14 protein-coding genes are annotated in these 14718 nt (G+C 68.2%); 2 read left to right on the top strand and 12 right to left on the bottom strand.

The window, feature by feature from the left end:
- Positions 1–15 precede the first annotated feature (15 nt).
- A complete protein-coding gene (locus AC07NN_RS16405; protein ID WP_494643045.1) occupies positions 16–729 on the bottom strand; it encodes a lysophospholipid acyltransferase family protein in 714 nt (237 codons plus the stop codon).
- Positions 726–2534, bottom strand: a complete 1809-nt coding sequence (locus AC07NN_RS16400; protein WP_494643041.1) for an ABC transporter ATP-binding protein — start codon at positions 2532–2534, stop codon at positions 726–728. The genes AC07NN_RS16405 and AC07NN_RS16400 overlap by 4 nt, the downstream gene beginning before the upstream one ends.
- A gap of 154 nt (positions 2535–2688) precedes the next feature.
- Here AC07NN_RS16400 and AC07NN_RS16395 point away from each other — a divergent pair, with 154 nt between their 5' ends.
- Positions 2689–3354 (top strand): fused DSP-PTPase phosphatase/NAD kinase-like protein, encoded by a 666-nt coding sequence (locus tag AC07NN_RS16395; protein WP_494643036.1) that lies wholly within the window; start codon positions 2689–2691, stop codon positions 3352–3354.
- Positions 3355–3515: 161 nt separating this feature from the next.
- On the opposite strand, the gene AC07NN_RS16390 is transcribed toward AC07NN_RS16395, so the two are convergent.
- The 10 genes from AC07NN_RS16390 to obgE form a co-directional block, all read right to left on the bottom strand.
- Positions 3516–3752 (bottom strand): DUF4170 domain-containing protein, encoded by a 237-nt coding sequence (locus AC07NN_RS16390; RefSeq protein ID WP_494643032.1) that lies wholly within the window; start codon positions 3750–3752, stop codon positions 3516–3518.
- Positions 3753–3772: 20 nt separating this feature from the next.
- Positions 3773–4552, bottom strand: coding sequence for a 3'(2'),5'-bisphosphate nucleotidase CysQ (locus AC07NN_RS16385; protein WP_494643030.1), 780 nt, complete (start codon positions 4550–4552; stop codon positions 3773–3775).
- A complete protein-coding gene (locus AC07NN_RS16380) occupies positions 4549–5880 on the bottom strand; it encodes a TldD/PmbA family protein (RefSeq protein WP_494643028.1) in 1332 nt (443 codons plus the stop codon). The genes AC07NN_RS16385 and AC07NN_RS16380 overlap by 4 nt, the downstream gene beginning before the upstream one ends.
- Before the next feature lie 38 nt (positions 5881–5918).
- Positions 5919–6320: an MAPEG family protein gene (locus AC07NN_RS16375; protein ID WP_494643025.1), complete on the bottom strand. Its 402-nt coding sequence runs from the start codon at positions 6318–6320 to the stop codon at positions 5919–5921.
- A gap of 80 nt (positions 6321–6400) precedes the next feature.
- Positions 6401–8170: a M14 family metallopeptidase gene (locus tag AC07NN_RS16370; protein WP_494643023.1), complete on the bottom strand. Its 1770-nt coding sequence runs from the start codon at positions 8168–8170 to the stop codon at positions 6401–6403.
- Positions 8171–8250: 80 nt separating this feature from the next.
- Entirely contained in the window at positions 8251–8817 is a 567-nt protein-coding gene (locus AC07NN_RS16365) for a hypothetical protein (protein WP_494643020.1), read from the bottom strand.
- Positions 8818–8910: 93 nt separating this feature from the next.
- Positions 8911–9477, bottom strand: coding sequence for a hypothetical protein (locus AC07NN_RS16360; RefSeq protein WP_494643016.1), 567 nt, complete (start codon positions 9475–9477; stop codon positions 8911–8913).
- Positions 9478–9506: 29 nt separating this feature from the next.
- The gene (locus AC07NN_RS16355) at positions 9507–11036 is read right to left on the bottom strand and encodes a UbiD family decarboxylase (RefSeq protein WP_494643011.1); all 1530 of its coding nucleotides are present in this window, start codon (positions 11034–11036) and stop codon (positions 9507–9509) included.
- Between the two features lie 163 nt (positions 11037–11199).
- Positions 11200–12330 (bottom strand): glutamate 5-kinase, encoded by a 1131-nt coding sequence (gene proB, locus AC07NN_RS16350; RefSeq protein WP_494643010.1) that lies wholly within the window; start codon positions 12328–12330, stop codon positions 11200–11202.
- Positions 12327–13391, bottom strand: a complete 1065-nt coding sequence (gene obgE, locus AC07NN_RS16345) for a GTPase ObgE (protein ID WP_494643008.1) — start codon at positions 13389–13391, stop codon at positions 12327–12329. Before obgE ends, proB begins: the two co-directional genes overlap by 4 nt.
- Before the next feature lie 251 nt (positions 13392–13642).
- Here obgE and AC07NN_RS16340 point away from each other — a divergent pair, with 251 nt between their 5' ends.
- The gene (locus tag AC07NN_RS16340; RefSeq protein ID WP_494644005.1) at positions 13643–14545 is read left to right on the top strand and encodes a hypothetical protein; all 903 of its coding nucleotides are present in this window, start codon (positions 13643–13645) and stop codon (positions 14543–14545) included.
- Positions 14546–14718: the final 173 nt, after the last annotated feature.

Genomic DNA, 14718 nt, shown 5'->3' with positions numbered 1-14718 from the left:
CTAGGGCGAGGCGGATCAATCGTTCGGGCCGGTTTCGCCCACCAAAGCCTCGGCGCGGCGGGAAACGGCCGACAGGCGCGCGCCCCAGGCTTCGGTCAGCGCATCGGGGTCATCGTCGCGGCCCGCCGTGGCCGGGCCGTCCCAGACCATGGCCGCCTTGGCGAAGGGCAGGGGGATGATGGTGCGGTCCCAGGTCTTCAGGCGGATGCACGGATTGACTGCCACCCCGACGAACAGCACCGGCGCGCCGCTGACCCGGGCCAGGGCGACCGCGCCCTTCTGCATGACCTCGACCGGACCGCGCGGGCCGTCCGGGGTGATGGCCATGGCCCCGCCGTCCTTCACCCACTTGACCATGTCGCGGAAGGCCTGTTCGCCGCCCTTGTTCTTGTGGGTGTCGGTCTTCTTCAGCGACGAGCCGCGAATGGCGGGCAGGCCCAGGCGGGCGATGACGCGGGCGATGAACTCGCCGTCGCGCGACTGGCTGACCAGGACGCGGATCTCGGGCTTGTCAGGACCTTGCGGCCAAGTCGCCGGGCCAACGGGCACGCGCGAGTGCCACAGCGCCAGGATCGCGCCGCCGCCGTTGGCCAGGGCCTCGGCCTGGACGCGGGTCGCGATCTCCTGGCCCTCGCGGGTCCAGCGCAGGGTCTTGTAGGTCAGCGCGATATAGCCGGCGAACAGCCGGGTCATCAGGCGCATCACCCACGGCGAACGCAGAGGCCTCAAACCGTCCCCTCCGGAACGTGGTCGAGATCCTGGGCCTTGGCCAGGCGCGCGTAGAGGCCGCCGGCGCGGACCAGCTCGGCATGGGCGCCGGTCTCGACCACGCGGCCCTTCTCGATGACGTAGATGCGGTCGGCGTTCTTCACGGTCGACAGGCGGTGGGCGATCAGGATCGTCGTGCGGCCGGCCATCAGGCGCTCCAGGGCCGCCTGGACCTGGGCCTCGCTCTCGGTGTCCAGCGCGCTGGTGGCTTCGTCCAGCAGCAGGATCGGGGCGTCCTTGAGGAAGGCGCGGGCGATGGCGATACGCTGGCGCTGGCCGCCCGACAGCCGCGCGCCGGCCTCGCCGACGGCGGTGTCGTAGCCCTCGGGCAGTTCCAGGATGAAATCGTGGGCGGCCGCTTGGCGCGCGGCGGCCTCGATCTCCAGCTGGCTGGCGCCGGGACGGGCGTAGGCGATGTTGGCGCGGATGGTGTCGTCGAACAGGAAGGGCTCCTGGGTCACCAGGGCGATGCGGTCGCGGAGGCTCGCCAGGGTCACCGAACGGACGTTGTGGCCGTCGATGGTCACCGCTCCGGCCGTCACGTCGTAGAAGCGCGGGATCAGGTTGAGGATCGAGCTCTTGCCGCCACCCGAGGGGCCGACCAGGGCGACGGTCTCGCCCCTGCGCGCTTCGATGGAGACGCTTGTCAGCGCCGGAATGTCAGCGCCGTACGAGAAGGTGACGCCTTCGAGCGCGATGGTGCTCTTGCCGGCCGACAGGGCCTTGGCGTCGGCGGGGTCGACGATGGCGGGCGCGACGTCCAGGGCCTCGAACAGGCGGCGGCCGGCGGTCAGGCCCTCGGCGAACACGGTCTGCAGGTTGGCGACCTGGCGTAGGGACTGGGCGGCCAGGGCCAGGGTCAGGACGAAGGCCAGGAAACCGCCGGCCGTGATCGGCGGCAGGGTGAACGGCCCCAGCACCAGGGCGCCGGTCAGGGCGCGCCAGCCGGCATAGGCGAAGATCAGGGCGATCACGAGCTGGGTGAAGAGCTCCGTCGAGGGCGCGGCCATGGCCTTGGCGTTGCTGCCCTTGATCAGGTGGCGCTGGCGGCGGTCGACCACGGCGGCCACGCGGCCTTCCTCGTAGGCCTCGCGGTTCTCCATCTTGACGATCTTCACGCCGTCCAGGCTCTCCATCACGGCGGTGGAGAGGTTGGCGGTCTCGCCCATGGCGCCCTTGGCCGCCTTGGTCGTGCGCTTGGAGAAGTTGCGGATGATCGCCCCGACGGCTGGCACCACGACCAGCACGCCGATGGCCAGGATCGGATCGCCGTGCAGGAGGGTCCACAGGGCGTAGAGAACGGTCAGGCCCTCGCGGACATAGTTGACCACGCCGGTGGTCGCCGCCTCGCGGATCAGGCCCGCGTCGTACAGCACCGACGAGACGTAGGAGCCGGAGTGCGCCCCGCGCAGCCGGGCGAGGTCGGCGCGGATCAGGCGACCGAACAGGCGCTTCTGCATGTCCCCGACCACGCCGTTGCCGATGCGGTTGATCAGGGTGGCCTGCAGCACCTGGAAGATCCCACGCAGCACGGCCAGGCCGGCGATGGTCAGCGGGATCAGCACCAGGGCGCCGGGCTGGGGATGGGTGATCAGCTTGTCGACGGCGGGGCCGACCATGGTGGTCAGCTTGACGCTGAGACCGGCGACGGCGGCGGCGCTGACGATCGAGACCAGGAGGCCCTTCCAGCGGGGCGCCAGGAACTCGCGCCACATCCGCACCATCAGGGCGCGGTTCGAGGGCTGCGGATTGTCCTGCGCGGTCATGCGGGAGGGGTCGGATGTCGGGAGGAGACTGTCAAGCGCGCGGCGGACGCACTCGCCGGGAAAAGCGACGCCGTGAGGGCCGATCGTCGCGCGATTTTGCCTTTCGGGGCCGATACCCCTACTTAGACCGCGACTTTCCAGAGGACCCTCGCGTTTGGCCAAGTTCGACCTCACCACGCCCTGGGGCCGGTTCAAGACCTATCTCCACTATCTGTGGAACGACCACGCCTATCTGCGCCTGGGCTTCTCGAACGCCCACTGGATCAGCCCCGAGCTGGTCCGCGCCAACCAGCCGTGGCCGTTCCAGCTGGCCTGGTGGAAGAAGCAGGGCATCAAGACGATCATCAATCTGCGCGGCGGCTTCGACGGCAGCTTCTACGCGCTGGAGAAGGACGCCTGCGAGCGCCTAGGCCTGAACTTCGTCGACTTCGTCATCACCTCGCGCGAGGTGCCGATCCGCGAGCGGGTGCGGGGGGCCAAGGCGCTGTTCGAGACGGTCGAGTACCCGGCGCTGCTGCACTGCAAGTCCGGCGCGGACCGGGCCGGGATCATGAGCGTCTTCTACGCCCACTACCGCCTGGGCCTGCCGATCCGCGAGGCGATGGAGCAGCTGGGGCCGCGCTACCTGCACATCAAGCACGGCAACACCGGGGTGCTGGACTACGTGTTCGAGCAGTATCTGGAGGTGGGGGAGCCCAAGGGGCTGACCTTCAGCGAGTGGGTCGAGAGCGACGACTACGACCCCGTCGAGATGAAGAAGACCTTCCGGGCCGGGATGCTGGGGAAGGTGCTGACGGACAAGATCCTTAGGCGGGAGTAGGTCTGCTCCCCCACCGGGGGAGCTGTCGGCGAAGCCGACTGAGGGGGCCATCTGGGCCTATGCCGCGCTGCCCCCTCCGGCCCGGGGTTTATCTTCGGGCGCGCGCTTCGCGCGACCCGGGGAGGCCACCTCCCCCAGAGGGGGAGGAGACGTTCGGGCTTTTAGCCCTCGCTGCTCGGATCCAGCAGCTTGTGGGCGTGGATGATGAAGTAGCGCGCGTGCGCGTTGTCCACGGTCGCCTGGGCCTTGGCCTTCCAGGCCTTGTGGGCTTCTTCGTAGTTCGGATAGGCGCCGACGAACTCGACCTTGCCGAGGTCGCGGAATTCGATGCCTGCCACGTCCGAGAGTTCGCCACCGACGACGATATGGAGAAGCTGCTTGTCGGCCATTTGGAGCAAGTTCCTGCGAGGAATTGTGATTATGGCAGTTCGATATGCCCGACGCGTGACAGGATCAACGGGTGAAGCGCCCGATTGGCGCAAACCAGGCTCGGAACCAGCGGAACGGGGCGATTATAGGCGAATTCCCGGCCTTTGTGATCGCTGAGCAACGCTCCGGCGCGGCGGCAGATCAGGTCGGCGGCGGCGACGTCCCACTCGCTCTTGGGTGACAGGGCCACGGCGGCGTCGAAGGCGCCGGAGGCCACCAGGCACATGCGATAGGCGATGGAGTTGCGGCTCTCGATCCGCATCTCCGGCCAGGGCTCGCGCCAGGCGGGGTGGGCGAACATCTTGGCGTCGCCCAGCATGGCCGCGCCGAACAGCTGGTCGGTCGAGGACGGCGCGATCGGCTCGCCGTTGAGGGTGGCCGGACCGTCGACCGTGGCGGCGTAGGTCTCGTTCAGGGCGGGCGCATGGACGACGCCGGCGATCGACTGGCCGTTCTCCACGACCGCGATTGAGACCGCGAACCACGGCTTGTTCTTCATGAAGGCCACGGTGCCGTCGATCGGGTCGACGACGAACTGGCGGGTAGTCCCGAGCCGCGCCGGGTCGTCGGCGGTCTCTTCCGACAGCCAGCCATAGTCGGGCCGCTCGGCGGTGAGCTCGGTCTTCAGCAGGGTGTCGACGGCCAGGTCGGCGTCGGTGACCGGTGAGCCGCCGTCCTTGGACCAGATCTTCAGGCCGCTTTCGCGGGCCGAGAGCGCCAGTTCGCCGGCCTCCCTGGCGGCCTGAAGGATCAGGTCCAGGTCGTTCATTTGCCCGCGATCGCCAGGGCGTCGACCAGGATCGAGGGGCTGTTGCTGGCCCCTCGGAACTCCAGGTCCGAGCCGGGAATGAGCCGGGCGTAGATGTCGATCAGGTTGCCGGCCACGGTGATCTCGGTGACCGGGCCGGTGCTCTCGCCGTTCTCGAACCAGATCCCCGAGCAGCCGACCGACCAGTCGCCGGTATTGCCGTTCAGCGAGGGGCCGAACATCGAGGTGACGAGCAGGCCTGTCCCTGCATCCTTCATCAGGCCAGCCAGGTCCTTGGCGCCAGGCTGGAGCGTCAGGTTGTGGGTCGAGACGCCCGAGGGGCCCGCTAGGCCGCGCGAGGCGTGACCGGTGGTGGCCAGGCCCAACTGCCTGGCCGAGCTGGTGTTGAGCAGCCAGGTGGTCAGCACGCCGTCGTCGATCAGGGCGCGGGCCTGGGTGGTGACGCCCTCGTCGTCGAACGGGGCCGAGCCCAGGCCGCGCACGCGGTGCGGGTCTTCCAGCAGCCTGACGCCCTTGGCGAAGATCTGCTGGCCCAGCTTGTCTTTCAGGAACGACGTGCCGCGGGCGATCGACGGGCCCGAGATCGCGCCCAGAAGCGGGCCGATCAGGCTCATGGCCAGTCGGTTCTCGAAGATCACCGGGGCGGTGGTCGAGGCGATCTTGCGCGGGTTGAGGCGCGCCACGGCCTGGCGGCCGGCCTCCATGCCGATGTCGCCGGCGGCCGGCAGGTCGCCGAAGTGGCGGGTCGAGCGGCCTTCGCCGCCGCGTTCCATGCCCGCGCCCTCGCCGGCGATAGCCGAGGCCGAGATCGAGTGGCCGGTGGCCGCGTGCGTGCCGTGGAAGCCGTCGGTGGTGACCAGCGCCCATTTCGACGCCGACCAGCTGGCCGAGCCGCCGTCCGAATTGGTGACGCCCTGGACCGCGCGAGCGTGGTCCTCGGCGGTGCGGGCCTGGGTCTCCAGGGTCTCGGCGGTCGGCTCGTAGCCGTCGATCAGGTCGAGCTCGGGGAACGGACCCTTGGCCAGGCGGTCGCTGGGCGCGAGGCTGGCATAGGGGTCTTCCGGCGCCAGGCGGGCCATGGCCACGGCCCGCTCGATCAGCTTGGCGCGGGCCTCGGCGGAGACGTCGGAACCGGAGACGGTGGCGCTGCGATTGCCGATGAAGACGCGCAGGCCAAGATCCCGGGCCTCCTCGCGCTCGACTTCCTCCAGCTCGCCCAAGCGAACGGAAACGGAGAGCGATTGGCGCTCGGCGAAGACAGCCTCGGCCGCGTCGGCCCCGGCCTTGCGCGCGGCGGCGACCACGTCATGCAGCAGATTATCGTCCATGCGGTCTTATGGACGAGCGCGCCCCGGCGGGGCAAGCGCTACCCGATGGCCGACAGCAGCAGCGCGACGCCGGCGAAGATGTAGGCCAGCCAGGTCGCGACCATGCCGACTGCGCGCGGGATCGAGGCTCCGCCACTGTTGGACAGGCCGAAGGCGTGGATCACGCGGCCGGCGAACAGCACGAAGCCGACGACATGGATGGCCAGCGGCGAGGCGCCGGCCACGGCCAGCACCGCCAGGGCGGCGACGCCGGTCGGCACATATTCGGTGGCGTTGCCGAAGGCGCGGATGGCGCGAGCCAGTTCCGGGATGCCTTCATCGCCCAGCGCGACCTTGTGCTTCTGGCGCAGGCGCACGACCAGCAGCGACAGGACCAGCAGCAGGAAAAGGTGAAGGCCGGCCCACAGCGCCGCAGCGTGGCCGGAAGCAATCGTGTCCATCAATCAAACCCTAGTACACCGCTTCCCCCAAGCGGACGGCCATATGAGGCCTTCCGCCCGAGGTCGGCAAGCAGACCTCCCTATGGCGCGAGTTCTCGCGCGATGGGGTACAAAAGGTGGTGGTCGTCGTAGAACGGCGTGCGTTCGTAGAACCAGGCCAGGCGCGCGTCCGGATCGGCGGCGAACCGGGGCTCTGCCGCCAGCTTGGCCTCGAACTCGGCCATCAGCTTCGGATCGGCCGCCATCATGGCCTCGGCCAGCGGGGCGATGGCGTAGGGCTCAATGTATTCGACACGGCTCAGCACCTCGGGGATCATGCCCCAGGCGAAGAAGCTCTCGCTGGACTGCGGCTCCAGCAGCAGAACGATCAGGTCGCCCAGCGGCTGGTCGGTGGGGACGCGGATCGAGCCTTTGGGGTAAGTCCAGTCGCGGGTCTCGGTGGTGACCTGATCGACGCTGATCTGGACGTGGCCTTCGTTGGCGACGGTGGCCAGCTTGGGGGCGACCAGGCGGATCATCTCGACCGTCAGGGTCTTGTCGGCGGTCAAGGTCTCCAGCGTCACGCCGTGCAGCTTCAGCCGCTCGATCAGGTCGGCGCGGTAGCTGGGCACGTAGTAGGCGCTCGGGCGCTTCAGGGTCAGCGACGGCTTGGAGCCGTAGAACGGGACCTGCCACAGCTCCGGATCGGCCTCGCCCAGCCAGCGGACCTCCTGCCGGCCCGAGGCGGGGCTGTCGTAGTACTCGTAGCGGATGCCCTTGAAGGCGCGCGTGTAGGCCGGCTTCGGATCGGAAACGAAGTTGGCCGGGATCTCCGCCGAGCGCAGGGCGCTGTCGGCGGCGATGGCGGAGCGCAAGCTCTCGCCCTGCTCGGCCAGCAGCTTCAGCGCCGTCTCGATGAACACATAGGTCCCGAGCACCCGCTGGACGTGGGGTTTGAGGCTATGGTTCTCGATCAGGATGGTCGGGACGTGGGCCGCCGCGCCCCAGCCGTTCGAGAAGCGCTCGCCCAGGCCACCGTCGTTGAAGCCGGCCTTGGGGTTCTGCTCGTCGACGCCGAACACCAGCTCACCCGGGATATGGCCCTCGGCCTCCAGGCTCGCGTTCATGGTCGGCTTGAGCACGTCATCGAGCCACTTGGCGATGGCCGGCGAGCGGTTCCAGACGCCGTTCTCGCCATTGAAGCCGTAGGTGACGTCGTACTGGTAGTCCAAGCCGTCGGTCACGTGGACGTCGACATAGAGATCGGCCCGGTACTTGACCTGCAGGCGCTTCAGGGCCTGCATCTCCGGCTGGTCCAGCTTCATGAAGTCGCGATTGAGGTTCTGGTTGGTCGCCGTGTTGCGCCAGCCCTGGATGCGCGGCCCGCGCTGGTTGGGGCGCGAATAGGCGCTGGCCCGCTCGTGGCCGTCGACCGACAGGATCGGGATCAAGACCAGGTTGACCTTGTCGAGCAAGCTATCCTTGCCATGGAACGCCATGTCCCGCAGCAGCATCATGCCGGCGTCCTTGCCGTCGATCTCGCCGGGGTGGATGCCGCACTGGACCAGCAGCAGGGGCTTTTTCGGATCCAGCGTGTCGCCATCCTTGCTGGCCACGATCGCGAAGATTTCGCGGCCCTGCGGCGAGACACCGAAGTCCTCGAGACGGATCAGCTTGCTGGCCTTGTCGAGTTTCTCGAACCAGGCGCGGGTGTCGACATAGTTGGGGCTGAAGTCGTGCTCGGGGTCGGCCTCGAAGGCGGTGATCCAGGGATCGGACGTGTCGCGGATCAGGGCCTGGCTGGCGCCCTGCCAGTGCGGGGCCGGCGGCAGGAAGGGCTGATCCCAGGGGGCGGACGGGGTCTGGGCCATGGCGGGCTCCGAAAGCGAACAGGCGATGCTTTCGTCGCCCTTCAGTGGGCCCGTGACAAGAACTTGCTTCGATCCCGCCTCTAGAAGGTGAACATCACCACCAGGAAGATGGCGTTCAAGGTCGCCAGCAGCACGATCTCGGCGGCTCGGTTCCGGACGGCGAACAGCGCCACGATCAGCAGGTAGAAGGCCAGCAGCAGCACGGCCTGGAAGCCCATCCAGCGCGACTGGAGCGTCTCGGTGAAGCCCCGGACCAGCACCGACACCACCTCGAAGCCCAGCACGCTGGCCACGGCCATGCCGCCGACCACGAAGCGCTTGTTCTGGTCGTAATAGGCGTCGAGATCGGGCCAGGCGCTCAGGTCCTCCGGCGCGACCAGGGCGGCGATCAGGTAGTAGATCGAGGCCGCCGCGACGGCCGTGGCCACCAGGGTCAGGCTGAGATCGGCCATCCCCATGACCCGCGAACCGTTGTTGATCAGGCTGCAGACGTCCAGCAGCAGGAGCAGCATCAGGAGCGGCGTGGCCCAGCCGACCCGCACCGTGGCGCGGGCGTGGATCAGGCGCACCACCGAGGACAGGAGCTTGACGATCGCCAGGGCCAGCAGCGCGCCATAGACGGTGAAGAAGATGTCGATCGCGTCCATGGGATTCCTGAGTAGCCGCCGGACGAATCTATTCGCATATCGACGTTAGGTCATTGGGGGCGAGCCGGCCGCGTACGCATTCCGGTGACGCCGCTAGAAGTTCAGCAGCCCGATCAGATAGAGCGCATTCAGGACGATCAGCATGACGATGTCGGTCGCCCGGTTGCGGACCAGCACCATCACGAGCAGCAGCAGATAGAACATCAGGTTCATCAGCGCGCCGAAGCCGGTCCAGCGGGTGACGATGGCTTCGTCCAGGCCTCTGACGATCGCCTGCAGCACTTCGAAGCCCAGCAGGTTGCCGATCAGCATGCCGCCGACGACGAAGCGCTTGTTCTCGCCGTACCAGGCGTCGAGGTCGGCGTGGTCGGCCAGATTGTCGGGGATCACCAGGGTCGTGGCCATGTAATAGGCGCCCGCCGCCAGCATGCAGGTCAGCACCAGGCGCAGGCTCATGTCGGCCGAGCCCAGGGCTTGCCAGCCGTTGGTCACGCACGCCGCCAGGTCGAAGACCAGCAGCAGGAGCAGAAGCGGCGTCGTCCAGCCCAGGCGGACGGTCCTGCGATGCTGCAGGAGGCGAACCAGGCCCGACAGCAGCTTCGCCGCCGCCAGGGCCAGCAAAGCGCCGTAGAAGGCGAACAAGACTTCGATCGCGTCCATCAGTATCCCGGCCCCGACTCAGCCGGACGCTACTTCCAGATCGGGGTCCCGTCTCCCGGCAAACCCAGGCGAGCCCATTTTTCCGTAACGGAATCAATCACCGATTGGTCCATGCGGATTTCCTCGCCCCATTCGCGCTTGGTCTCGGGCGGCCACTTGTCGGTGGCGTCGAGGCCGATCTTGGAGCCGAGGCCGCTCTCAGGGGAAGCAAAGTCCAGATAATCGATGGGCGTATGCTCGATCACCGTGATGTCCCGGGCGGGATCCATCTTGGTGCTGATCGCCCACATCACGTCCTTCCAGTCGCGGGCGTTGATGTCGTGGTCCACGACGATCACCCACTTGGTGTACATGAACTGGCGCAAGTAGCTCCACACGCCCAGCATCACGCGCTTGGCGTGGCCGGGATAGGCCTTCTTCATCGAGACGACGGCGATGCGATAGCTGCAGCCCTCGGGCGGCAGCCAGAAGTCGACGATCTCGGGGAACTGCTGGCGGATGAGGGGAATGAACACCTCGTTCAGCGCCTCGCCCAGCACCGAGGGCTCGTCCGGCGGCCGGCCGGTGAAGGTGGTCAGATAGATCGGGTCCTTGCGCATGGTGATCGCCGTCACCTGGAAGACCGGGAACTTCTCGACGCTGTTGTAGTAGCCGGTGTGGTCGCCGTAGGGGCCTTCGTCCTCATATTCGTCGAGCAGGACGTGGCCCTCGATGATGATCTCGGCGTGGGCCGGGACCATCAGCGGCACGGTCTTGGCGGGCACGAGATCGACCTTGGCGCCGCGCAGCAGGCCGGCGAACTGGTACTCCGACAGGGTGTCCGGGACCGGCGTCACGGCGGCCAGGATGGTGCCGGGATCGGCCCCCAGCACGGCGCAGGCGGGCAGGGGATCCTTGTTGCCGGCCTTCTTGTGGCGGGCGTAGTGCTGGGCCCCGCCGCGATGGGCCAGCCAGCGCATGATGCACTTGTCCTTGGACAGCACCTGCATGCGGTAGATGCCGAGGTTGAAGTCGTCCTCGCGGTCCTTGCCCGGACCCTTGGTGACGACCAGCGGCCAGGTGATCAGCGGCGCCGGCTCGCCCGGCCAGCAGGTCTGGACCGGCAGCTTGGTCAGGTCGATATCGTCGCCGGTCAGGACGACCTCCTGCACGGGGGCCTTCTTCACCGTCCCGGGGCGCATGCTCATGACCGTCTTGGCCAGGGGCAGCATGTCGAGCGCGTCCTTCAGGCCCTTCGGCGGCTGGGGCTGGCGCAGGAAGGCCAGCAGCTCGCCGACCTCGCGCAGCTCGCCCGCCGTCTCGCGCGGCTCGCCGCCCAGGGTGACGCCCATGGCCACGCGCTTGACCGTCCCGAACAGGTTGGCCAGGGCCGGCATCGACGAGCGCGAGCCGTCGGGCAGCAGGACGTGCTCGAACAGTACGGCCGGCCCGCCGGTGGCCAGCAGGCGGGTCTGGATCTCGGTCATCTCCAGCACGCTGGAGACCGGTTCGGTAACGCGCACCAGCTCGCCCTTGGCCTCCAGGACGTCGATAAATTCGCGGAGGGAACGGTAGGCCATGGGGACTCCTGGGAACGCGCGGAACCTAGACCGGGCGATGGGAGAACTGAATCAGAAACTGTCATCCCGGCGGCAGCGCAGCGGAGAGCCGGGACCGCAACAGGCTCAGAGCTTCCTGCGGTCCCTGATCGGCGCGCTGCGCGCTTGTCCGGGATGACAGGTTTTAAGCGCTGACCGCCAGATCATCCGCGTGGATCATCGGGCCTTCGGTGAAGCCCAGCTCGGCCTCGATGGCGTCGGAGCGCAGGCCGGCGATGCGTTGGGCGTCGCCGCTGTCGTAACGGACGATGCCGCGCGCGACCTCGCGGCCGGTCTCGTCGCGGACCCGGACGGCGTCGCCCTTCTCGAACGGACCCTCGATGGCGCGGACGCCGGCCGACAGCAGGCTCTTGCCCGAGGCCAGGGCCTTGGCGGCGCCGGCGTCGACCGTCACCCAGCCCTGCGGGGCCAGCGAGCCGGCGATCCAGGCCTTGTAGGCGGCGGCGGGCGAGGCGGCGGCCTCGATCAGGGTGGCCTTCTCGCCGTCGGCGATGGCGGCCAGCGGACGCGGGCGCGAGCCCAGGGTGATCAGCGTGGCGCAGCCGGCGGCGCGGGCGATGCGGGCGGCGGCAATCTTGGTGGCCATGCCGCCGGTGCCCACGCCGGCCGCGGCGTTGGCGCCCTCGGCCATGCCGGCGATCTCGTTGGTGATCTCGCTGACCAGGGGGATGTGCTCGGCCTTGGGGTTCTTGCGCGGGTCGGCGGTGTAGAGGCCGTCGATGTCCGAAAGCAGCACCAGCAGGTCGGCGCCGGCCATCTGGGCCACGCGGGCGGCCAGGCGGTCGTTGTCGCCGTAGCGGATTTCCTCGGTGACGACCGTGTCGTTCTCGTTGACCACCGGAACGACACCCAGGCCCATCAGGGTCTCGGTGGTGGCCCGGGCGTTCAGCCAGCGGCGGCGCATCTCGGTGTCGTCGCGGGTCAGCAGGATCTGGGCGACGCCGATGTCGTGCGGCTCGAAGGCCTCTTCCCAGGCGCGCATCAGCAGCGACTGGCCGGCGGCGGCGGCGGCCTGTTTCTCCGGCAGGGTGGTCTTGCGGCCAACCAGGCCCAGACGACGGCGGCCCAGGGCCACGGCGCCCGACGAGACCACCAGCACCTGCTTGCCGGCGGCGCGCAGGGCGGCCGCGTCGGCGCAGAAGGTCTCCAGCCAGGCGCGGTTGGCCGCGCCCGTCTCGGCGTCGACTAGCAGGGCCGAGCCGACCTTGAAGACGATGCGGCGGGCGCTCGAAAACGCCCCGGCGGCCTGACTCACGGCGTCCAGCCCCCGGGGGTCTCCTCGATATAGTCCTCGTCCTCGTCGATCTCTTCCTCGAGCTCCCCGCGACGGATGCGCACCTGCTTATAGGCGGCGCGCAGCAGTTCGGTGACGCCCTGGCCCGAGACGCCCGAGACCAGGTACGGCTTCGTGCCCGAGATCTCGGTTAGCTCGGCGACCTTCTCGGCGAGGGTTTCCTCGTCGAGGGCGTCGATCTTGTTCAGCGCCAGGATCTCGGCCTTGTCGGCCAGGTCCTCGCCATAGGCTTCCAGCTCGCCCCGGATCGTCTCGTAAGCGCCGGCGATGTCTTCCTGGGTGCCGTCGATCAGGTGGATCAGCGTGGCCGAACGTTCGACGTGGCCCAGGAAGCGGGTGCCGAGCCCCGCGCCTTCCGACGCGCCTTCGATCAGGCCGGGAATGTCGGCGATGACGAAGCGCTCGCTGCTCGACAGGTCCACGACGCCCAGGTTCGGAGTCAGGGTGGTGAAGGGATAGTCGGCGATCTTCGGCTTGGCGGCGCTGGCGGCGGCCAGGAAGGTCGACTTGCCCGCGTTGGGCAGGCCGACCAGGCCGACGTCGGCGATCAGCTTCAGCCGCATCCAGATCCAGCGTTCCTCGCCCTCCTGGCCGGGGTTCGCGTATTTGGGCGCCTGGTTGACCGGGCCCTTGAAGTGCAGGTTGCCCCAGCCGCCGTTGCCGCCCTTGGCCAGCAGCAGGCGCGCGCCCACGTGGTCGAGGTCGGCGATCAGGGTTTCCTTGTCCTCTTCGAGGATCTCGGTGCCGACCGGAACCTTCAGAAGCACGTCGTCGCCGGCGGCGCCGTGGCGTGCGCGGCCCATGCCGTGGATGCCCGTGCCGGCCTTGAAGTGCTGCTGGTAGCGGTAGTCGATCAGGGTGTTGAGGCCTTCGACGGCCTCGATCCACACGTCGCCGCCGCGACCGCCGTCGCCGCCGTCCGGGCCGCCGTACTCGATGTACTTCTCGCGGCGGAACGACACCGATCCGCCGCCGCCGTTACCCGAGCGGATGTAGATCTTGCATTGGTCCAAGAATTTCATGGCGCTCTTTAGTCCCAAGGCGTCCCGCGCGTCGAGCCCTAAGCCGCCTGGCCTGCGGCCATTGGCCACTGGAGGTCGCGCGGAAAAGCGCGGCCGTTGGCTCCGGGCTGTGACGAATTGTTAAAGCACATAGTGCGACAAAGTGTCTTGCCAGCAAAACCGCCATTTCTCCTTGGCGGATCGGGAGGCTCACCTTGGCGACGGCAGAAGAACGCGGCGTGGAACTGACGAGGGACCTGAAGGATCTCTCGATGCAGGACCTCTGCCGCAAGTATAGCGTCGAGGCGGGCGTACACCGCAACATGTTGATCGGCCGGGGCACCGGCATCGCGCCGCAATGGCGCGATTTCAAGACGTTCGTCTCCGAAGTCGGGGTCAAGCCGTCGACCGACCACAGCCTGATCCTGCTGAATCGCTATGAGCGCACCTACGGTCCCGGCCGCGCCAAGTGGATGACCGCCGAGGAGCAGGCCGCCCACGAAGCCGAATTCGACCGCCTGCGCGCGGAAAAGCAGCGTGAAGAACAGCTGCTGATGCACAAGAACGCCGCGGTGACGCGCGCCAGCAAGCCCGGCGCCCCGTCGTTCGGCCAGTTCACGCCCATGGCCGGCAAGCAGGTGGCCTTCACCGACGTCGCCAAGAAGCTGGCCATTCCGGTCGCGGCCCTGTCCAAGACCATGCCGGCCGGCACCAACGCCGACGAACTGGTCAAGCGCTCGGCCGCCGCCAACGAACTGATCAACGACCAGGCCACCTGGCTGCCGCCGGACCCGGCGCGCAAGGCGGGCTTCTTCGAGGCCTATCGCATCTGGCACCTGCAGGTGCAGCCGCAGTTCGGCCGCGCCGCCACCCCGACGTTCCTGTTCCTCTACATCGCCCTGCCGGTCATGAAGCAGTGCCGCGACGAGCTGATGGACCTGGACCTGTGGAACCCACTGGGCCAGCGGGCCATGGCGGCCCGCGACAACCACGTGTCCTGGAAGAAGTACACGGAGTTCATGCCGCGGGCCCAGGTGGCGCTGATGGAGATTCCCATCTACGCGACCTACTCGCTGCTCAGCGACCTGGACGCCCTGTGCGAACGGATCCTGACGGCCGAGAAGCGCTTCCGCGAAGGCCCGCAGAAGGTGATCCACACCCACCGCGCGGCGTAATTCACTCCAAGCTCTAACTCGCAGCAAAAATCACTGCCTTCCTCGCCCTTGTGGCGAGGACCCATGGCGCGGCTTGGTCCGCGGTCAGTTGAGTGCGCCGCCAGTGTGGGCGCGCAATTTGCTCGACTCAACGCCCGCTGAACGATGGGCCCTAGGCACAAGGCCTAGGGAGG

Source organism: Caulobacter sp. GW821-FHT09H08 (assembly GCF_059415885.1).
Note: the sequence above shows the minus strand (reverse complement) of the source record. Positions and strands in the feature narration are given on the sequence as shown.